Genomic DNA, 20028 nt, shown 5'->3' with positions numbered 1-20028 from the left:
CTCGATGCACGCGCGTTGCGCCGCACCTGCCCTGCCTGCTGCCTACCGCTTGGCCCACCTCACCTTGGTTCCCGCCTCACGCATTGAGCGCGTCGACGAGCTCGGTCAACGTATCGGGATCGAGCGGCTTCTCGATCCAGCCCGTCGCCCCGGCCGCACGCGCCGCATCCTTGAACGCGACGCCGTCTTCCGTCGTCAGCACGAAAATCGGCGTGACGGCGTAGGCCGGCTGCGAGCGCAGCGCCGCGATCACGTCGAGCCCGCTGCGCTTGGGCATGTACTGATCGGTCAGCACGAGATCGAACGACCGCGCCAATGCGTTGGCGAGCCCCTCGTCGCCGTCGGCCGCCACCGTCACTTCGTAGCCGGCCGTGCGCAGCGTTGCCGCGAGGATTTCACGCATCGCGGCCGAATCGTCGATCGCCAAAATGTTCCTGATCATGAATGCCTCACACCGCGCTCGCCGCACGCTTCGTCATTTCGTTACCGCTGAACCGACAACGTTCACCGACGGCGCCGCCGCGGTCGGCGCCGCCGTCCCCGCCACCCCCGCCGCTACCGGCGGGATCTTGCCGATGATCGGTGACGCGCTCGCGGCATCGTCCGACAGCGTCGTCGCGGTCGAATCGTCGCGCATCAATTCGTCCTCGGACTTCTTGTTCAGCACGATGATGCTGATACGCCGGTTCTCCGGGTCGAGCGGATCCGCCTTGTCCAGGTTCTGCGTCGAGGCCAGCCCCAGCACGCGCATCACCTTGTCGTCGTCCATCCCGCCTGCGATCAACTCGCGCCGCGATGCGTTCGCGCGGTCCGCCGACAACTCCCAATTGCTGTAACCCTTGCCGCCGCCCGCGTAGGGCACCGCGTCGGTATGGCCTTGCACGACGATGCGGTTCGGCACGTCGTTCAGCGTCTGGCCGATCGCCCGCAGAATGTCGCGCATGTACGGTTCGACCTCGTCGCTCGCCGTCGCGAACATCGGCCGCTTCTGCGTATCGACGATTTCGATGCGCAGCCCCTGCAACGTCGAGTCGATGCGGATCTGCTGCTTGAATTGACGCAGCACCGGGTTCGATTCGATCGCCGCCATCAGCTTGACCTGCAGATCGTGCAGCCGTGCCTGCTCGCGGCGCTCGAGCGCGCCCTGCAGTTGATTCATCGCCTCGTCGTCGGCTTTCACGGCCGTGTGCGTCGCCTGCGTCATCGTGCCGTCGGAGCGGCGGGTAATGCCGTCGCTATCGGTCGAGATGTCGCGTCCGCCGCCGTTGATGATGCTCGACTCCTCGGCGCTACGTTGGCCGCTGCCCAGCAGCGCCGCCTTCAACGGCTGATTGAAATACTCGGCGATGCCTTTCAGTTGCACGGGCGTCACGGCGCTGAGCAGCCACATCAGCAGAAAGAACGCCATCATCGCGGTCATGAAGTCCGCGTACGCGAGCTTCCACGCACCGCCGTGGTGCCCCTTCTTGGAAGGCGCCACGCGCTTGACGACGATTGCCCGATCCTTACCTTTGGTCATGGGGCGTTGTCCTCGCTTGCCTGGCCGTGCCGCTTATTTCGCTTTCACGCGGCGCACGTGCTCTTCGAGCTCGGCGAACGACGGGCGCTCGGTCGAGAAGAGCACCTTGCGGCCGAACTCCACCGCAATCGCAGGCGCGTAGCCGTTCAGGCTCGCGAGAATCGTGACCTTGATGCACTGGAACATCTTCGTCGACTCCGCCACGCGCTGCTCCGCGAGACTCGCCAGCGGCCCGATGAGGCCGTACGAGAGCAAGATGCCGAGGAACGTGCCGACGAGCGCTTGCGCGATCATCGCGCCGAGCACCGCGGGCGGCTTGTCGGCCGACGCCATCGTATGGACCACGCCCATCACGGCGGCCACGATCCCGAACGCGGGCATCGCATCCCCGACGCGCATCAGCGCGTGAGCCGGACCCTCGCCCTCGGCGTGGTGCGTCTCGATCTCCTCGTCCATGAGGCTTTCGATTTCGAACGCATTCATGTTGCCGCCCACCATCAGGCGCAGGTAGTCGGTCAGAAATTCGACGATATGGTGGTCGGCGAGAATTTTCGGGTACTGCGTGAAGATCGGGCTTTTCTCGGGATCGTCGATGTCGGCTTCGAGCGTGAGCGTGCCCTCTTTGCGCGCCTTTGCAAGCAAAACGTAAAGCAGCGCCATCAGCTCCATGTACACGTCTTTCGTGTACTTCGAGCCTTTGAATAGTGTCGGCAGTACTCTGATGGTGCCCTTGATCGTCTTCAGCCCGTTGCCGAGGATGAACGCACCCAGCCCGGCGCCGGCGATCATGAGCCCCTCCTCCGGCTGCACGAGTGCGCCCAGATGGCCGCCCGCGAGCGCATAGCCGCCGAAGACGGACAATACGGTAACGAGTGTTCCAACGAAAATCAGCACTGCCGGGTCCTCACAAGAGCGACGGGGAGACCGCCGTTAATCTGGTTTACGGCAGGCAAGCCGAAAACTTTGGGGGGAAAAGAGGGTCGGGGAATGCCGTGTAAACCAGGACGGCGAAGGCGGGATAGCGCATTCGGCCTGGCCCGCAGCGCTGTGGACGATACCTCCGGGCCAGCCCCGAACAGCCCCGCCGCCCGGCTCGGCAACCCAGCGGCAACTAAGTCGCCACTGAGCAGCCACTGAGCAGCCACTAAGCAGCGAGTGCGGCGACGGCCGGCTGCGTGGCCGTCGAGTCTTGCCCAGCCTTGGCCGCGGCCAATTTCTTGGTCTTGCCGGCCCGCGACGGCGGCTGGCAGAGCCCGCACACGAACCCGTGCTGCGGGTCGTGCGCGTGCGCGACGAAGTGCCCACGGCAGCGCGTGCACGACGTGAGCTGCAGCATCCCGGATTCGAAGAAGCGCACTAACGTCCAAGCGCGCGTCAGGCTCAAGAGCGGCTCGTCGCCGTTGAGCGCCGTGTGCTCGAGGTACAACCGGTAGCTTTTCACGATGGACTGAATGCTTTCGCAGCGGCCGTGTCGCGCCATGAACCGGTAAATATTGTAAAAAAGCGACGAATGGATGTTCGGCTGCCAGGTCATGAACCAGTCCGTGGAGAACGGCAGCATGCCCTTGGGCGGCGACACACCTTTCAATTCCTTGTATAGCTTGATGAGCCGATCGCGCGACAAGCTCGTTTCCGCTTCGAGCAATTGCAGACGCGCGCCCAATTCGATCAGCTCGATCGCCAGGGTGATTTCCTTGACTTCGAGCACGACGCTCTTGGTTGCCATATCGGCCGTGTGCCCCGTTTACTTAATACCGAGTCCATGACCGCGCCGGTGCGCTAGCCGGCCGCTTTGCGTACGGTTGTTCGTCAATTGATCGATTCAACCGGTTGGCTCGCCATGAGGATGGCGGAATGCGCTTGCGCGAGCGAAGCCGTCTTGCCCTTGTCGGCGAGCGACGACAGGATGGCGTGATCGTCGAAGCGGAAGCGGCACAGAAGCTGGTTCGATGCGGCGAGCTTCACGGTCTGCGCGAACGAAAGGTTCGCGAGGACGTCGGCCAACTGATCGCCGATACCCATACGGAACATGCCCATCGCCTTGTCTTCCCGCAACAGACGCTGCGCGAGCAACAAATACGAGAGATTGACTTCTTTGATCTCGCTGAGCATTTCGGTTGTGGCGCTCATGATTCCCCCGGGTCAATCGAATGTGTCGACCGCGGCGGGCGCTTTACGTCAGTGCCCGGCCCCGGTCCCATGCTTCGCATTCGATCGGAATCGGCGCTTGAGCGCCCTCCTCCAATCCCATGCGAAGCCCAGTCCTTCGGAAACGTTTGCTCGACACCGTCTCTCCCGATGCGCGATGCCACCCGTTCTTGGTCTTGGCCCAAATTGTGTCGAAATGTAAAAAGGGTGGAAATAGGAAGAGCACCTCCGGTCGATGCCGGAAATGTCTAGAAAGCGTGTAGGAATTTTTCTGACATGGCGCGCAAAGGGCGGCGGCGGGCCTCGCGCACATCAAGGGAAGGGCTGGCACGAGAAACGCTCAGCGATGCGGCGTTGCGTCGATGCGAGGGGTTCGAATTATAGGGAGCCGCGTCATCACGTCGCAACAATTGCCGGCTGCCGACGACGCATCAGGCCCGTTTTACCGGAATGCGGGATGCCGCGAGCGCCCGCTGTTTCGCCCTGTAACAAGGATTAAGGGTTTGAAAACCCGCTCATGCCGGCGGGACGCATTCCCGATAATGGCAGCACAGCCCGAAGGTGATCGGCGGCGCAGTGCCATGTGCTGCGTATTGCCGCCCCACGTAACGACGCCCGCACGAAAAGGAGATTGACGCATGCGAATCGCTCAGATCGCGCCGCTTTACGAAGCCGTACCGCCGAAGTTTTACGGAGGCACCGAACGCGTCGTGTCGTATTTGACCGAAGCGTTGGTCGACCTCGGACACGACGTCACGCTGTTCGCCAGCGGCGATTCGATCACGTCGGCCACGCTCGACTCAGCCTGGCCGCGCGCGCTGCGGCTCGACCCGTCGATCCGCGATGCGCTCGCACCGCATATGCTGCTGCTGGAAAAGGTGCGTCGCGTCGCAGCCGAATTCGACGTGCTCCATTTCCATCTCGACTATTTGCCGTTCTCGCTTTTCGCCGACGCGGGTACGCCCTCGGTGACGACCTTGCACGGCCGGCTCGACCTGCCCGAGTTGCAGCCCGTATTCGATACGTTTTCGCAGGCCAATGTCGTTTCGATTTCGCAATCGCAACGGATGCCCCTACCGCAGGCACGCTGGCGCGGGACGGTTTATCACGGCCTGCCCGAGCGCTTGTTGACGCCGCAATCGCATGGCGAACCCGAATACTTGGCTTTTCTTGGGCGCATTTGTCCGGAAAAGCGCGTCGATACGGCGATCAGGATCGCGGCCATGAGCGGCATGCCGCTCAAGATTGCCGCGAAGGTGGACAAAGTCGACCAAGACTATTTCAAGCAGGAGATCGAACCGCTGCTTTCGCAGGCGCACGTCGAATTCGTCGGCGAGATCGATGAAGCGCGCAAGCCCGAATTCCTATCGCGCGCCAAAGCGCTGTTGTTCCCCATCGATTGGTGCGAGCCGTTCGGCCTCGTCATGATCGAAGCGATGGCGTGCGGCACGCCCGTGATCGCGTTCAATCGCGGCTCGGTGCCCGAGGTCGTCGACCATGCGGTGACGGGCTACATCGTCGAGGACGTGCAAGGCGCCGTCGCGGCGCTGCAGCGCCTGGACGAGCTATCGCGCGAGGAAATTCGCGCGCAGTTCGAACGCCGCTTTACCGCCCATACGATGGCAAGCAACTACGTGAAATGCTATGAGACGCTGCTCGAACAGGGCGCTGGACGAACGCGTCTACATAGCGTCGCCGCGGGATAACCCGAATACGGAAGGAATGACGCCGTTATGTAATGAAGTAACAGCGGTAATGAAAGCTCATTACGCGCTCGAAATAATTCGAAAGAAAACGCCATCCGCATTGCGCGGCGCGTCATCCGTCGATCGTGTGCGCAATGAAAAGCGCCCACGCGTGTCCCGCTAATTGAGCGCGGTTGGGACCGGTAAGCGTGCTTGGCCCGACGGCCGCGGAACGCGATGCCGGGCACCGTCGCGGCACCGGGCATCGCCATTGAATCGCGGTATTACTGAGCGATGAGAAAGCGATCGCGGTTCTTGCCGACGATCCACTTCGGCGGCTTGCCGCGTCCGCTCCACGTATTGCCGGACTTCGGGTCCTGGAACTTCGGCGGCAGCGGCGCCTTCTTCGGCGGACGGCCGCGCCGTGCGGCTTCGGCGAAGCCGAGGTCATGCGCACTGAGTCCGAATTCGACGATCTTTTGCTTGATTTCCGCAATCACGTTGACGACTTCTTGACGGCGTGCGTCATCCGCTTTTGCCTGCAATTCTGCGATCTTGGCCTTCAGTTCCGCGTATTGGGACATCATGGTCTCCCTAGATTGAAAAACGAGTTTGCTCCGAGATTAGTCGGAATGAACCTCACTGGCAATGCCGAATTTACCCGATATGCCATGAAATCGTATGATAATTCTTAAAGCGGCGTGCACCGTGCGTAAAGCCTCATTATTGGGCGAATTGCCGGGCGCCGACGGCGGCCCAATGGTGGGAATGCGCGCCAATGCCGTGAGCGTTCGCCGCGCGCTCTAATGGCGCCGCATACGATGCCGCATTGGGCATTCACGCAACGGCTCACCATGGCCACGGTAGCGCCGGTCGTTAGCATTCCGAAATAATTCAACGTATCCGTATCCGCAAGAAACGAGCACGAGCGAGTGCAGGCGCCGCTGCTAGAATCGGCTCGCACTCGAAGCTCATTCGAGGCCGATTTTGGGTTGATTTCGGGTTGATGTCGGGCTTATTCCAGGCCCATTCCCGGTTCGCCCCCCTTCACGGAAAGGAAGCGTCATGACACGTTGCAATGCCGATCGGAATGCCGATGCAAGCCCTGCCGATCGGCAAAGCCGCCGGCCTCCCCTGCCGCGTCGTCGCTCGTCGCCGCGGTCACGGGCGGGGCTTTCGTTCGCGGCCGCATGGGTCGCGCTGGCCGTTGGCCTCGTCGGCATTGGCGTTGCGCGGAACGCATCGGCTGAAACCGAAACGCTCGTCTTCGTGCGGCACGGCGAAAAGCCCGCGCAAGGCGATGGGCAGCTCGACTGCCAGGGGTTGAACCGCGCGTTGGCGTTGCCGGCCGTCGTTGCGGCGAAGTTCGGCAAGCCCGATGCGATTTACGCGCCCAATCCGTCGGTACGTAAGACGGACGACGGCGTGTCGTACGACTATGTCCGTCCGCTAGCGACGATCGAGCCCACCGCGATTCAATTCGCCCTGCCCGTCGACACGACCTACGGATATGCGCAAATCGATGCGCTGGCGCACGAGCTCGTCAAGCCCGCGAATGCCGGCAAGCTGATCGTGACGGCCTGGGAACATCATGAAATCGAAGCGCTCGTGCGCAGCCTCATGAACGGGTACGGCGGTGCGAAGCAAGACGTTCCGCATTGGCGCAGCCGCGATTTCGACAGCATGTATGTCGTCAAGCTCGATTGGGATGCCCACGGCCAGGCGCCGCGCGCGACGTTCGTCCTCGACCATGAAGGCCTCGACGGACGCAGCAAGGATTGCCCGTGCGCGGCGTTGCCCGATGCGCCGGCGCCCGCTTCTCGATGAAGCATCGGCCCGACGAGAAAGCGGTAGCTTGCCTATGAGGCCGTGAGTTCGTCGGTAATCGAAAACAATTTGCGCAAATGATGCGCAACGCCGGCTTCAAAATTATTGCCGATACGCGGCACATTCGGTAGACGCGCGATCAAATCCGGATTGGCGTTGTTCATCATGAACGGATGCCCGGCCGTCTCGAGCAGATCGATGTCGTTCATGTTGTCGCCGAATGCGACGCAGTGCGAGGCATGCACTTGCAGACGGTCGAGCACGAATTGCAGCGCGCGTCCTTTCGAAACGTTCGACGTCATGACTTCGAGACAATCGGGCAGCGAATAGGTGACATAAAGCGCGTCGCCGAATTCGCCCTGCAAGCGCGCCGCGATTTGCGCGAGATCCGAGGGCTCGCCGATATAAAGCACTTTCGCGATCTCGCTCCCATCATGCGCATGCATGTCGATCACCTCATAGCAAAAACCCGAATCCTGATGAAACGCGAGCAGTTCGGGGGCATCGCGATCGATGAGCCATGCGCCGTCGGCGAATAAGTTGACGATAACGCGGCCGTGCGCGCCGACGATCTCGGGTTGCACGAGCCGGCGCACGACCTCACTCGATAGATTGCGTGCATGGATCATCGTGTCGTCGGGCGCATGCACGCGGGCGCCATTCGACGTGACGAGGTATGGCCGAATGCCAAGGACGTCGCGAATGCCGGCGACGTCGCAATAATGGCGGCCCGTGGCGATGACGAATTGCACGCCCGATTGCGCGAGCCGGCGCACCGTCTTCACCGTGAACGGGTCTAGCTGATGATCGCTGTTCAGCAGCGTTCCATCGAGATCGGTAGCGACAAGCTTGTACATGGCGGACGGTAAGGCGATAAGGGTGCGAGAAGAGTGCGATAAGGGTGCGATACGGCTCGCGACAAAGAAGCAAGAAAGAAGCGGGAAAGAAGGGCGATGGCGCAGACGCTATTTTATGCCGCGCCGCCAAGGCTGCGCGCAACCGCGCTAGAACACGCCCTCTGCCCTAGGGTTTCGTGCGCGCCAGCGCACGCCGCGCCAGTTCGAGCGCGCCGTGCGCGGAGTCGGCCAGCGGCGGCCGCAGCCGCGTGCGGTGCGACGCCGGCACGTACTCCGCGAGCGGCGCGGCCAACCCGCCGCACAGGGCGATGGGCAGCCGCGCGCTCGAATCGAGCGCATCGACGAGCTGGGCGATGTCGGCTCCGGCTTGAGCGAGGAGCGCCGCCGCCACGGGATGATCGCGATGCGCGAGTACGACGGGCGCAAGCCCGGCGTAAGCGGTTTGATTCGCTTCGCAGAGCCACACGACCAGCGCGTCGCGGTCGCACACGCTCATGCGAGCGAGCAGCGCGTCGGAAAACGCGTCGGGGCGCGCGCGGCCGTCGAGCGCTTGCTGGACGTGGACGACGGCACGCAAACCCAGCCACGCCCCGCTCGCTTCGTCGCCCGACGGAAATCCGTAGCCGCCCGCGATACGGCAAGCTCCGTCGCGATCGAGCACCGCCGCGATACTGCCCGTGCCGACCGCCACGATCACGCCGGCCTCGCCGCCATGCGCGCCGAGCAGCGTCGTGTAGGCGTCGCTTTGGACATCGAGCGCCGCGAGCTTCGGTGCGCGCGCGACGAAGTCAGCCAACCAGTCGCGATTGTTGACCCCGGCCAACCCGCAGCCAAGTGCACAGCGCGCCCAATCGAGCTGCAGCCCGGCGGCCGCGAACGCCTGCGCGCATGCCGCTTCGATCGCTTGCCAGGCGCGCGCCACACCAAGCGCGAGGCCCGAGCCCCCGCCCTCGGCCTGCGCGAGCTCGACGCCGTGCGCGTCGGCCAGCACCACGCGCGTGCCCGTTCCGCCGCCGTCGACACCCATCAAAAAAAACGTTGCTTCCATACTTGCCACCCGCGGCACCGCGCCGCCTCGCTAACAGTGTGAACGCCCGAAAGATTACCGGCTTCGCGCGGCGACGCCAATTGGCCGAACGGCCGAGTTGCCCTTCGCCGCCGCTGCGCTATGCTTGCGAGCAATCGAATCCGGCACCGGTCATCAAGAACAACGACGAGCGCCGGCGCCGCGACGAACCGATATTGAACGGCCCGAGCCTCGCGCGCCGGGCCACGAGAGGCATCCATGACCGAACGCTGCAACTGGGTGAGAACCCCGGCCGACGAGCATTACCACGACACCGAATGGGGCGTGCCCTCGCACGACGACCGGCATCTGTTCGAGATGCTCGTGCTCGAAGGCGCGCAGGCGGGCTTGTCGTGGTCGACGATTCTCAACAAGCGAGAGAACTATCGTCGCGCGTTTGCGAATTTCGACGTCGAGGCGGTCGCACGCTTCACGCCGGCGAAGATCGATGCCCTAGTGCAAGACGCAGGCATCGTCCGTAATCGCGCCAAGATCGAATCGGCCGTCGTCAATGCGCACGCCGTCTTGCGCATTCGCGCCGAACACGGCTCCCTGGCCAATTTCGTTTGGTCGTTCGTCGGCGGCGAGCCCGTGCAAAACGATTGGGCGCTCTACAAAGAGCACGCCCCAGCGTCCACGCCGGCCTCGGATGCGCTGAGCAAAGCGCTGAAAGGCTATGGCTGCAAATTCGTCGGCTCGACGATCTGCTACGCGTTCATGCAAGCCGTCGGCATGGTCAACGATCATCAAACGAACTGCGCGTCGCGCGAGCGCTGCGCCGCGCTCGCCAAGCGGCCTCGCGCACGCTCTCGTCCGTGACGCGTACGCAACGCTCGGCAAAAAATGCTTGATCGCAACGCGCCTCGTGAGGAATATCCCCAAAACGCTGTAACTTTGCCCACCGCGGCCGTTAAAGCACTCACGAGCAACGACATAAGCGCTGCCCCGCGCAGCCGATCAAGATCATGAAAACCTTGCACTTCCTGACGCATCAGGAACTGTTCGATCACGCCGTCGATCACCTTTTCTCGCAGCGGCAAGCGGCGCTGCTGCCGCGCGGCGGCGGCGCCTATCACGGCTTTCGCGGAGGGTGCCCCATCGGCCGCCTCATTCATCCGCGCGACTACATGAGCGCGATGGAAGGCGTGCCCGTCCGCTACGTCGACAAGCCGGCCACCGCCGTTCCAGCCTACATGGATGCCGGCGTCGCCGCGCTGAAGAAAGCGCTGCTGAAGGCGCGCGTGAACATCTACGATCCGACCACGGTGAATCTGCTCAGTTGCCTGCAGAACGTGCACGACGCATTCGGCGTATGGGAATGGAGCGAGCGGCTCGCATCGATCGCGCGGCAATTCGACCTATCGGCCGCGCAGCTCGAAAAACACGCGGCCTGAAGCACGAGAGGCACACAGGCGCGTAAAGCGTAAAGGGTACGCAAAGACGGGTACGCAGAGACCGAGGGCACGTAGAGGCAGCGGCATGCGCTGACCGCGCGCGTGAGCGCGCATCCAATGCATCCACGCGCACCAAAGCAAACGGCGGTGCGGCTTCTTTCGAAGCCCACCGCCGCTCGTCCGTCTTCGCTTCGCTGTCGCCAAGGACAGCGCGGCACGACTTAGTGCAGCTTCTTCGGCAGCATTTGGCTGCGCAGACGCTTGTGCAGGCGCTTGACCGCAGCGGCCTTCTTGCGCTTGCGCACGGCCGTCGGCTTTTCATAGGACTGACGCTCGCGCAGCTCGGCGATCAGGCCGTTCTTTTCGATGGCGCGACGAAAGCGGCGGATCGCCACTTCGAACGGCTCGTTTTCCTTCAGAAGAATGGTCGTCATGAAATTCCCAAAGTTACGTTCAAATGCGTAGCGCGCTTTCGCGCACGCGCCAGTCCGATGGACTTCGCCGCCACGCTGCTTTACCGCTTTAGCAGCGCGGGCGTTGATACAGCCGGACAGGCCTGAAAAGAGAGAGCGGAGCGTTCACCGCGCACGCCGATCGACATACCTTGCCGACGCCGCGTTTGGCTACCGGAGAGCTTGCCAATGCCTGCCAGCCCTTGCCAGCCCTTGCCAGCCCTTGCCAGCCCTTGCCAGCCCTTGCCAGCCCTTGCCAGCCCTTGCCAGCCCTTGCCAGCCCTTGCCAGCCCTTGCCAGCCCTTGCCAGCCCTTGCCAGCCCTTGCCAGCCCTTGCCAATACCCACTCGCGAAGCACCGCGAGCCCACTGCGGCACGACCTATAGTCCTATAAGTCCTAGCCGAGGCAGCGAAAGGGCGGCAGATCTCAAATGAAAACGGCAGCGATCTCAATTCGACCCGCGATGGTAGCAGAAAAACGTGCAGCGCACCACCATTTGTTCGCGGCCACGATTGACAGCCTTGCTTCGCCGCACGATTTTCAGCCCCGCTTCGCAAACGTTTAGTTTCCTTGCAACCTTTATCCAGCTTGACTTTCAGGTGAACATCGACGTCCGGGCGCATGAATTCGTCGGTCGGTCCCTAAAGTTTTTTCTCGACCTCGCCGACAACCAGGACAGGCGGGCAGCGCCATTCGCGAAAGCGCGACGCCGAACCCCGAACCAGCCTAGTCCCTGGACCGTATTCCAAACGAGGAAGCAAAATGTTAGACATCAACACAAATATTCTGTCGCTCGAAACGCAAACGAACCTGAATAGTTCGGGCTCCGCGCTGTCGCAAGCCATCACCCGCCTGTCCTCGGGCAAGCGCATCAACACCGCGGCCGACGATGCTGCAGGTATGGCGATCTCGACGCTGCAAACGGCGTCGATCAACGCGCTGAACCAAGGCGAGCAAAACGCGAACGACGGTATCTCGATGGTGCAAACCGCTTCGGGCGCGATCTCGTCGACCGTCTCGAACCTGCAACGTATTTATCAGCTCGCCGTGGAATCGGGCGACGGCTCGCTCGGCTCGGCAGCGCAGGCCGACCTGCAGACTGAAGTGAACACGCGTCTGACGGAAATCAACCGCGTTGAATCGCAAACGACGTTCAACAACCAAACCGTGCTCGGCGGCCTGGGCAGCGTGAACTTCCAGATCGGCGCATCGGCCAACCAAACGATCACGGCGAACTTCGGTACGACGTCGTGGACGACGACGGGCCTTGGCATCAGCGGCATCGACATCTCGACGACGTCGGGCGCGCAAAACGCGATGACGGCGATCCAAGCAGCGCTGACGCAAGTGAACACGTTCCAAGCAACGCTCGGTGCAACGCAGAACACGTTCACGTCGGCCATCTCCGACACGCAAACGGAATCGACGAACCTGTCGTCCGCCCAGTCGCAACTCGTGGACGCCGACTACGCGCAAGAAACGGCCAACCTGTCGAAGGCGCAAGTGCTGCAACAAGCCGGTATCTCGGTGCTCGCGCAAGCGAACTCGCTGCCGCAAAACGTGCTCAAGCTCCTGCAATAAGCGTAAGCTTCGCGCCGCGGGCCGCAACGAGGGCTCGCCGCGCGCCCGGCAACGCCAGACGCGTCGCACTGCGTCCGGCGTTGCCGGCAAAAAGAGTCGAAAGCTCGATCGGGAGGGATACCTCCCGTTGTGCATTGATAGACCGGCCGCTGTTTTTTTCGACGCACGGCCCAACTTGGAATCCCGATCCCGCGGCAACGCACGGAGCCTGGCATGAGTACCGTAACTTCAGCGAGCAGCGCCATCGCGAGCGCCAACAGCGTTCTGCAAGAAGCAGCGCAATCAATCTTGAGCGGCGCGACCGGCTCGACGCTCGATGTGACTTCACTCGTCTCGGCACTCGTGACCGCAAGCACCGCGGGGCAGCAGCAGACGATCGACAACGCGATCTCGAGCGACAACACCACGCTGTCCGCACTCGGCCAGGTGAATTCATCGCTTTCCTCGCTGCAATCGTCGCTGGCCGGCCTGGATGACGGTAGCGCCTTCACCGCGCTGTCTGCCACGATGAGCGGCAGCGGCATCACGGCCACGACCACGTCCGACGCCGCGGCAGGCTCGTACACGGTGGCCGTGCAGCAAATCGCCACGGCCAACCAGATTTCGTCGAAGGCCTATGCGACCAACGCGACGCTCGGCACCGGCAACCTGAACATCACGATCGGCAGCAGTACGATGACGATCGCGTTGAACTCGTCGAACAACACGCTGTCCGGCATCGCGAGTGCGATCAACAGCGCATCGAACAACCCCGGCGTGACGGCCGCCGTCGTGACGGGGACGGACGGGCAGCATCTCGTGCTCACGTCGACCCAAACCGGCGCGGCCAACGACATTTCGGTCACGGCCGACCCGACCGTCGACTCGGGCATGGCCACGGCCAACTTCACGCAAGAGACGGCCGGCCAGGACGCCAAGCTGACGATCAGCGGCGAACCGGTCGACAGCGCCAGCAACAACGTCACGAACGCATTGACCGGCGTCACGCTGAGCCTTTCCTCGGCTTCGGTCGGCACGTCGCAGACGCTGTCGGTGGCAACCAACACGTCGGCCATCACCAACGACGTACAGAGCTTCGTCAGCGCGTACAACTCGTGGATCTCGACCACCCAGTCGCTCGCCTCCTACAGCTCGAGCACTGCGACGGCCGGCCCCCTGCTCGGCGATTCGATGCTCGACTCGGCGGTCAACGGCATTGCGTCGATCGTCTCGGGCGGCATCACCGTGGGCGGGCAGACGCTCACGCTGGCGCAAATCGGCGTCAACTTGACCGATACGGGAACGCTGACGTTCACGTCCGCGACGCTGCAAGCGACGCTCGCGTCGTCGCCGAGCACGGTGTCGTCGGTGTTCAACGCAACGAACGGCATCGGCGAGCAGTTGAACTCGCTGATCAATACGTTCATCGCGCCGGTCACGGGCCAGATCGCGCAGCGCGAATCGTCGATCAATACCGATATCACGAACCAAGGCGAGGCGAACAGCACGCTGTCGGCTTACGCGGCCACGTTGACGACGCAGTATCAGACGGAGTTCACCGCGCTCGACTCGCTCATGGCCGAGACACAAAGCAACACGTCGTATTTGAATCAATTGTTCGGGGGCGACGGCTCCGCCGGCACGATAAACAAGTCGTAACGCAACCTCCGCCAGGAGTTCGCAACCATGCAGAACGAATCGCTCTCGCGCGCCTACGAATTGACGCGCACGCTCGTCGCGGCGCTCGACGCCGGCGACTTCGGCTTCGCGGCCGATCTTGCCGAGGAACGTTCGCCGCTCATCATGTCGCTGACCGCGGAGCAGACCGATGAAGCGCTCGTCATGATCCACGAAATTCGGGACATGAACGCAACGATCATGCAGAAGGCGTCCGCCGCGCGCGACGCGATCTCGGCGCGCTTTAGCGAAGCGCAGCGGCGCGTGTCGGCCGCGCGCCAATATCAGACGGCGGGGCAATTGCGATAACGCCCGGCCGGAACGCCGCGGAGGCAGTCGGGCGCGCCGCGCCTTGCATAAGGAGGCGCACCGCCTTCGGCGGCATGCAGTCGCGGAACAAGATACGAAGAACAACCGCTCGATGCGAGAGCGGTGCGTCACACTCGAAGCCGCGGCAACGCGGCTTTATTTTTTTCCTGCGCCGCGCATCGTGCGGCACACCGCACGGCACAAATTGAGGCCGGATTCGCGCGCTGTTCGAGCAATGCGATGCGCAGGCCGGCTGGCACACTGTCTACTCGCCGCCGTGCGCCCGCGCGCTGCGCGCTATACCCTGTCAATCGACTGAGATTCACTCATGCACGCACCGTCGAGCCCGCCCGTCGGCAACCGCCGCGTCGAGATTCGCCAGATTTTTTACTCAGAGGCCACGCGAGCGCAGCTCGACCCCGGTTTCATCGCGCTCGACAACCGCGGCCAGCGTCCCGATTGGCGCGAGTATTGGCCGATTCGCAGCTACCTGCAAAGCCATACCCTCGACGAAAACACGCTTTACGGATTCTTTTCTCCGAAATTCGGCAAAAAGACCACGCTCGATTCGGCCGCCGTTCATACGTTCCTCGCCACGGTGGGGCGCGACGTCGACGTCATCGGGTTTTCGCCGTTTTTCGATCAAGGCGCCGTCCATCTGAATACGTTCGATCAAGCCGCGACCAATCACGCGAACAGTTGGCCCGTCTTCGAACAAGCCGTCGCCTTCGTCGCGCCCGGGCTCGACCCGCACAACGTCGTGATGGATTCGCGACACAGCATCTTTTGCAATTATTTCGTGGCGACGCCCGCGTTCTGGCGCCGCTGGCTCGCGGTCAACGAGGTGCTGTTCTCGGTGGCGGAGGCCGGCACGAGCGCGCTCGCGCAGTTGCTCAACGGGCCGATCCCCTATGCGAACGATTTCGTCCCGGCGAAGGTATTCGTGCAGGAGCGCATCGTTTCGCTGTTGCTGCTCAGAGAGAAGCACTGGCGGGTAAGGCACTACGATCCGCTGCGGCTGCCGATGTCGGGCTCGATCGCGAGCCCTTATCCGGCCGATCTGCTCGTGCTCGATGCCTTGAAGACCGCCGCGATCGAACACGGCAGCCATCAATATCTGCGGATCTTCCAGCAGGTGCGCAATACACTGCTCGAAACGGCCCGGCGTGCGAACAACATGCCGACGGGCACTGCTTAGGACTCCTTAGCGTTGCCGTTGCTCGCGCATTTGCGCCACATCGCTTCGAATTGCTCTTCGAGCGTGCGCGCGAATCGATCGGGCCGGCACAACGAGGAGCCCGACACGCGCGCGCGCAAGGTGCCGCGCAACGCCGCCAAGGCTTGCCACTCGTTCGCGAACGCGACCGCCTTCGCAACGTAGTCATCGTCGTCGAGCGCAATCCAGTCGCCGAGATCGACGCTCTGAAGCACGCTCTCGCACAAGTGCCCGAGGAAGCGATCGCCGTGCCGGCACAGCACCGGCACGCCCATCCAAAGACTTTCGGCCGTCGTCGTGCCGCCCGGATAGGGGAACGGACTGAGCGAGATGTCGACTCGGCGGTACGCCGCCAAATACTCGGCCCGCGGCGAGGGGCCTTCCATCAGAAGGCGATCGGGCGCAATGCCATGCGCGGCGAAGCGCTCGAGCGTCGCTGCGCACTGCGCGTCGTCGGCGAGTTGCTGGGCCTTCAAGAACAGCCGCGCGCCGGGCACGGCATGCAGGATGCGCGACCATATCGCCACCACGCGACCGTTCACCTTCACGAGATCGCTGAAGCAGCCGAACGTCAGCGCGCGAGCCGTATCGTTCATCGCCTCGGCATCGATCGTCGTCGTCGACTCGGGCGGCGTGAAGCACAGATAGCCGTGCGGCAACCGCCACGGACGCTCGATGAAATGCGCGGCCTCCTCGGGCGGTAACACCCATTCGTCGCCGAGCACGTAGTCGATCGCCGAGAGCCCCGTCGAGGCGAAGTAGCCGATCCAGCTCACCTGCACGGGCGCCGGCTTCCATGCGAATACCGGCAGACGGTTGCTGTCGGTATGTCCCGACATGTCGAACAGGATATGCACCCCGTCGTTGCGGATGGTCGTTGCGGCAGCCTCATCGGTGAGCCCGACGAGGCTGCGCCACTGGGCGAAGCGCGGCTTCAAGCGCTGCGTCAACGTGTCCTCGGCGGGGCGCGTCGAATAAGCGAACAACTGCACGCGCGCCGGATTCAGATGCGCGAGCACGCCTTCGAGGAAGAACCCCACCGGATGCGTACGCAAATCGCCGGAAACGAAGCCGATCCGCAGCGGCGCGCCCGGCGTTCGATCGACGAGCCATTCGGTATGCGGCCGCGCCAGTTGGCTCGCCACGCGGCCGAAGGCGAGCGCTTCGATCAAGTAGTCGCGCGGCGCGACATCCTGCGCGAAGCTCAGCGTAAACAGCAGATTGCTCCATGCCTCGCTCCACGCCGGCCGCAACGCAATGGCGCGGCGGAAAGCCGCGATCGATGCCGCGTGGGCACCCGTCTCGCGCAGCACGATGCCGAGGTTCAGCGCCACCTGCGCTTCGTGCGGCATCAAACGCTGCGCTTGTTCGTAGCACGCGGCCGCCTCGGCCAGCTTGCCCTGGGCTTTCAGCGCATTGCCGAGGTTGTTGTGCGCCTCGCCGAACGCAGGCAGCAGCGCGATCGCCTTGCGGCAATGCTCTTCCGCCGCCTTCGCCTCGCCGAGTTCTCGCAGCACGTTGCCGAGGTTACTGTGCGCTTGCTCGAACGCGGGATTGAGCGCCACCGCCTTGCGAAAACTCGACGCCGCGGCAGCCGGCAGCCGCATTTGCAGCAGGACCATGCCGAGATTGTTGTGCGCACGAAAATGCCTCGGATCGAGCGCGATCGCCTGCTCATGGCTTTCCACCGCCGCCTCGAGCTTGCCCCAGCTTCTGAGCGCGCAACCGAGGTTGTCGAAATACGCGGCCTGCGGGCTGATCTCGATCGCACTTCCGATCAAGCGCAGCGCATCGGCATAGCGCTGCTCCTGCATCGCGACCACGCCGAGCAAGTGCAGCGCATCGGCGTGGCGCGGCACGCGCGCGAGCGCCGCTTCGTAGCGCTCGCGCGCCGCTTGCAGGCGGCCGTCGCGATGATGGGCGATACCGTCCTCGACGAGCGCAAAAGCGCTTTGATCGACCGTCGTCATTACGCGATTTCCTTGATCTTCGTTTGCCACATCTGCTCGATCGCCGTCATCCAATGCTTGGCGAAGCGCGGCGCGTCGGTGAGCGGCGAGCGCTCGACGCGTTCGCGCAGTCCCGCGCGAAGCGCGGCCAGCGCGGGCAGATCACGCGTCGCAGCAACCGCGCGTGCGACGTAGTCTTCGGTATCGGCCGCGATCCAATCGGGCAACCCCACCGTCTTCAACACGAGTTCCCCCAAGTGCGAAAGGAAACGATCGCCGCGGCACGTCAAGACGGGTACGCCCATCCACAGCCCCTCGACGCTCGTCGTGCCGCCCGGATAGGGAAACGGATCGAGCGCGAGATCCACCTGACGATAGGTGGCGAAGTACTGCTCGCGTGTGGAAGGGCCCTCGAGCCGCAAACGCGCTTCACCGATGCCGTGCGCGGCGAAGCGTGCGAACGTATCGCGCAGGATCGACGGCTCGCCGAGCTGATGGTTCTTGAGCAACAACCGCGCATGCGGCACCGCGTGCAATATGCGCGACCAGACAGCGATCACGCCGTCATTGAGCTTCTTGTGATTGTTCAAGCAGCCGAACGTGAAGCAGCCATTCGCGAGCGCGGGCAAAGGCCCGATCGGTTCGGGCTGCTCCGGCACGGTGAAGCACAGGTAGCTATCGGGCAAACGCCAGACGCGTTCCGTGTACTGCCCTTCCTCACCGGGCGGCACCACGTGTGGATCGGCCAACAGATAGTCGATCTCGGTGAGCCCCGTCGTCGCGAAGTAACCGAGCCAGCTCACTTGAACGGGCGCGGGCCGCCACGCGAACATGGGCAGCCGGTTGCGTCCCGTGTGGCCGGACAGGTCGATCAGCACGTCGATGCGGTCATCGTGAATCCGTTGCGCGAGCGCGGCATCGTCCATTTCGGCGACATGACGCCAAAGCGCGAAGCGCGGTTGAATGCGCGCTGTCAGCTCGTCACTGTGCAACGCGTTCGAATAGGCGATCGGCTCGATGCGCGTGCGATCGAGCTGCGCCAGCACCGATTCGAAAAAATAGCCGACGGGATGCTTGCGCAGATCCGCCGACACGAAGCCCACGCGTAAAGGACGTAAAGGACGTAAGGGACGCAACGGCCGCCCTGTGTCGGCACGCTCGGTCAGCGCCGGCCACTGCGTATAAGGCGTTGCGCGCGCGCGCATCTTTTCGCCGAAATGGCGCGCATCGGCCAAATGCGTCTGCGCCGACCAGTTCGACACGTACGACTGCCCGAACAGCACACAGGTGTGCGATTCGCCGAAATCGGGATTGAGCGCGAGCGCGTCGCGGTAGCAGGCAAGCGCGTCGTCGGGTTGGCCCAAATCGGCGAGGATGGTGCCGAGATTGTTGTGAAACGGCGGCGTGTCGCCGCGCAGTTCGATGGCTCGGCGCGCGTAGCCCAGTGCGCGCTCGGGTGCGCTGAGACGCCTGAGCGCATTGGCCAGGTTGTGATAGCCGTCGGCGAACTCGGGATCGAGTGCGATCGCGCGCTCGTAGCACGGGACCGCTTCAGGCACGCGTCCGGCGCCGTTCAGCGCGTTGCCGAGCACGTTGTGCGCGTGAACGGATTCCGGCGTGAGATCGACGACGCGCCGATACGCGTCGATCGCCCCGTGGATGTCGCCGCGATGCATCAAGATACCGGCGAGCTTGTCGTGCGCCGCGGCCAATCCCGGTGCGAGCGCCACGGCTTCGCGCAGGCATTCGAGTGCCGCATCGCCGTGACCTTTCGCCTGCAACGCCACACCGAGATTCAAGTGCGCCTGCGCAAATGCGGGCATGGCGGCGATCGCCTTGCCGTAGGCGGCAATCGCCGCATCGAGCTCGTCGAGGTCTTTCAGCGCGTTGCCGAGATTGTTGTAGGCCTGCCCGTAGCCGGGCTTGATCTCGATCGCGCGTGCGCAACTCGCGAGTGCCGCACCGGCGTCACCCTGCTCGCGCAGCGCGTTGCCGAGGTTGTTGTGCGCATCGGCGTAGTTGGGATCGAGCTCGACCGCACGGCGATAGGCCGATACCGCATCGTCGAGCTGGTGCGCTTCGCACAGCGCATTGCCGAGGTTGTTGTAGTAAATCGGGCTCGCGTGCGCGGCGATCGACTCGCGCATGAGTGCGATGCCGGCCTCGCGCTGGCCGATCTGGCAAGCGAGCAGACCCATGAAATGAAGCGCATCGGGATGCTTCGGCCGATCGGCGAGGATGCGCGCATAGAGCGCCTTCGCCTCGACGAGCCGGCCCGCCTGGTGATGCGCCAACCCAGCGTTGAGCAGCTTGGCGACGTCTTGCATGTTCGATACCGTCATGGGAAGAAGCGGCTTAACGCCGTCGT

At 63.5% G+C, this 20028-nt stretch carries 19 protein-coding genes; 8 read left to right on the top strand and 11 right to left on the bottom strand.

Features of this window, described 5'->3' with window-relative positions; translation table 11 throughout:
- Positions 1–76: 76 nt before the first annotated feature.
- The 5 genes from J3485_RS00640 to flhD form a co-directional block, all read right to left on the bottom strand.
- Complete coding sequence (locus tag J3485_RS00640; protein WP_206950703.1) at positions 77–442, bottom strand: response regulator; 366 nt, start codon at positions 440–442, stop codon at positions 77–79.
- Positions 443–475: 33 nt separating this feature from the next.
- Entirely contained in the window at positions 476–1519 is a 1044-nt protein-coding gene (gene motB, locus J3485_RS00635; protein ID WP_206950702.1) for a flagellar motor protein MotB, read from the bottom strand.
- Between the two features lie 33 nt (positions 1520–1552).
- Entirely contained in the window at positions 1553–2413 is an 861-nt protein-coding gene (gene motA, locus J3485_RS00630) for a flagellar motor stator protein MotA (protein ID WP_206950701.1), read from the bottom strand.
- A gap of 250 nt (positions 2414–2663) precedes the next feature.
- Entirely contained in the window at positions 2664–3245 is a 582-nt protein-coding gene (gene flhC, locus J3485_RS00625; protein ID WP_206950700.1) for a flagellar transcriptional regulator FlhC, read from the bottom strand.
- 83 nt (positions 3246–3328) lie between these two features.
- Positions 3329–3649: a flagellar transcriptional regulator FlhD gene (gene flhD / locus J3485_RS00620; RefSeq protein WP_206950699.1), complete on the bottom strand. Its 321-nt coding sequence runs from the start codon at positions 3647–3649 to the stop codon at positions 3329–3331.
- A gap of 656 nt (positions 3650–4305) precedes the next feature.
- Between flhD and J3485_RS00615 the strand changes: the two genes are divergently transcribed.
- Entirely contained in the window at positions 4306–5373 is a 1068-nt protein-coding gene (locus tag J3485_RS00615; RefSeq protein WP_206950698.1) for a glycosyltransferase family 4 protein, read from the top strand.
- Between the two features lie 263 nt (positions 5374–5636).
- On the opposite strand, the gene J3485_RS00610 is transcribed toward J3485_RS00615, so the two are convergent.
- Positions 5637–5936, bottom strand: a complete 300-nt coding sequence (locus J3485_RS00610) for an H-NS histone family protein (protein ID WP_206950697.1) — start codon at positions 5934–5936, stop codon at positions 5637–5639.
- A 481-nt stretch (positions 5937–6417) separates the two neighbouring features.
- Here J3485_RS00610 and J3485_RS00605 point away from each other — a divergent pair, with 481 nt between their 5' ends.
- Positions 6418–7179 carry a histidine phosphatase family protein gene (locus J3485_RS00605; RefSeq protein WP_242538436.1) on the top strand — a complete coding sequence of 254 codons (762 nt, stop codon included), beginning with the start codon at positions 6418–6420 and terminating at the stop codon, positions 7177–7179.
- A gap of 32 nt (positions 7180–7211) precedes the next feature.
- On the opposite strand, the gene J3485_RS00600 is transcribed toward J3485_RS00605, so the two are convergent.
- Both J3485_RS00600 and J3485_RS00595 read right to left on the bottom strand, forming a co-directional pair.
- Complete coding sequence (locus tag J3485_RS00600; RefSeq protein ID WP_206950696.1) at positions 7212–8036, bottom strand: Cof-type HAD-IIB family hydrolase; 825 nt, start codon at positions 8034–8036, stop codon at positions 7212–7214.
- Between the two features lie 166 nt (positions 8037–8202).
- On the bottom strand, positions 8203–9084 hold the full coding sequence (locus tag J3485_RS00595) for a glucosamine kinase nucleotide-binding domain-containing protein (RefSeq protein WP_206950695.1): 882 nt from the start codon (positions 9082–9084) through the stop codon (positions 8203–8205).
- 237 nt (positions 9085–9321) lie between these two features.
- Between J3485_RS00595 and J3485_RS00590 the strand changes: the two genes are divergently transcribed.
- A complete protein-coding gene (locus J3485_RS00590; protein ID WP_206950694.1) occupies positions 9322–9921 on the top strand; it encodes a DNA-3-methyladenine glycosylase I in 600 nt (199 codons plus the stop codon).
- Between the two features lie 146 nt (positions 9922–10067).
- Positions 10068–10496 carry a hypothetical protein gene (locus J3485_RS00585; protein WP_206950693.1) on the top strand — a complete coding sequence of 143 codons (429 nt, stop codon included), beginning with the start codon at positions 10068–10070 and terminating at the stop codon, positions 10494–10496.
- 221 nt (positions 10497–10717) lie between these two features.
- On the opposite strand, the gene rpsU is transcribed toward J3485_RS00585, so the two are convergent.
- A complete protein-coding gene (rpsU, locus tag J3485_RS00580; RefSeq protein ID WP_006401410.1) occupies positions 10718–10930 on the bottom strand; it encodes a 30S ribosomal protein S21 in 213 nt (70 codons plus the stop codon).
- A 781-nt stretch (positions 10931–11711) separates the two neighbouring features.
- Between rpsU and J3485_RS00575 the strand changes: the two genes are divergently transcribed.
- The 4 genes from J3485_RS00575 (at position 11712) to J3485_RS00560 (ending at position 15693) form a co-directional block, all read left to right on the top strand.
- Positions 11712–12530: a flagellin domain-containing protein gene (locus tag J3485_RS00575; RefSeq protein ID WP_206950692.1), complete on the top strand. Its 819-nt coding sequence runs from the start codon at positions 11712–11714 to the stop codon at positions 12528–12530.
- A gap of 213 nt (positions 12531–12743) precedes the next feature.
- Positions 12744–14168, top strand: coding sequence for a flagellar filament capping protein FliD (gene fliD / locus J3485_RS00570; RefSeq protein ID WP_206950691.1), 1425 nt, complete (start codon positions 12744–12746; stop codon positions 14166–14168).
- Between the two features lie 27 nt (positions 14169–14195).
- Positions 14196–14495 carry a flagellar protein FliT gene (fliT, locus tag J3485_RS00565; protein ID WP_206950690.1) on the top strand — a complete coding sequence of 100 codons (300 nt, stop codon included), beginning with the start codon at positions 14196–14198 and terminating at the stop codon, positions 14493–14495.
- A gap of 328 nt (positions 14496–14823) precedes the next feature.
- The gene (locus J3485_RS00560) at positions 14824–15693 is read left to right on the top strand and encodes a hypothetical protein (protein ID WP_206950689.1); all 870 of its coding nucleotides are present in this window, start codon (positions 14824–14826) and stop codon (positions 15691–15693) included.
- Here J3485_RS00560 and J3485_RS00555 read toward each other — a convergent pair.
- Both J3485_RS00555 and J3485_RS00550 read right to left on the bottom strand, forming a co-directional pair.
- A complete protein-coding gene (locus J3485_RS00555; RefSeq protein WP_206950688.1) occupies positions 15690–17681 on the bottom strand; it encodes an O-linked N-acetylglucosamine transferase, SPINDLY family protein in 1992 nt (663 codons plus the stop codon). The two genes, J3485_RS00560 and J3485_RS00555, sit on opposite strands and share 4 nt — an antisense overlap.
- A complete protein-coding gene (locus J3485_RS00550; RefSeq protein WP_242538435.1) occupies positions 17681–20002 on the bottom strand; it encodes a tetratricopeptide repeat protein in 2322 nt (773 codons plus the stop codon). Before J3485_RS00550 ends, J3485_RS00555 begins: the two co-directional genes overlap by 1 nt.
- Between the last annotated feature and the right edge of the window lie 26 nt (positions 20003–20028).

The organism is Trinickia acidisoli, assembly GCF_017315725.1.
GTDB lineage: Bacteria > Pseudomonadota > Gammaproteobacteria > Burkholderiales > Burkholderiaceae > Trinickia > Trinickia acidisoli.
This window is presented reverse-complemented; position numbering and strand designations above follow the sequence as displayed.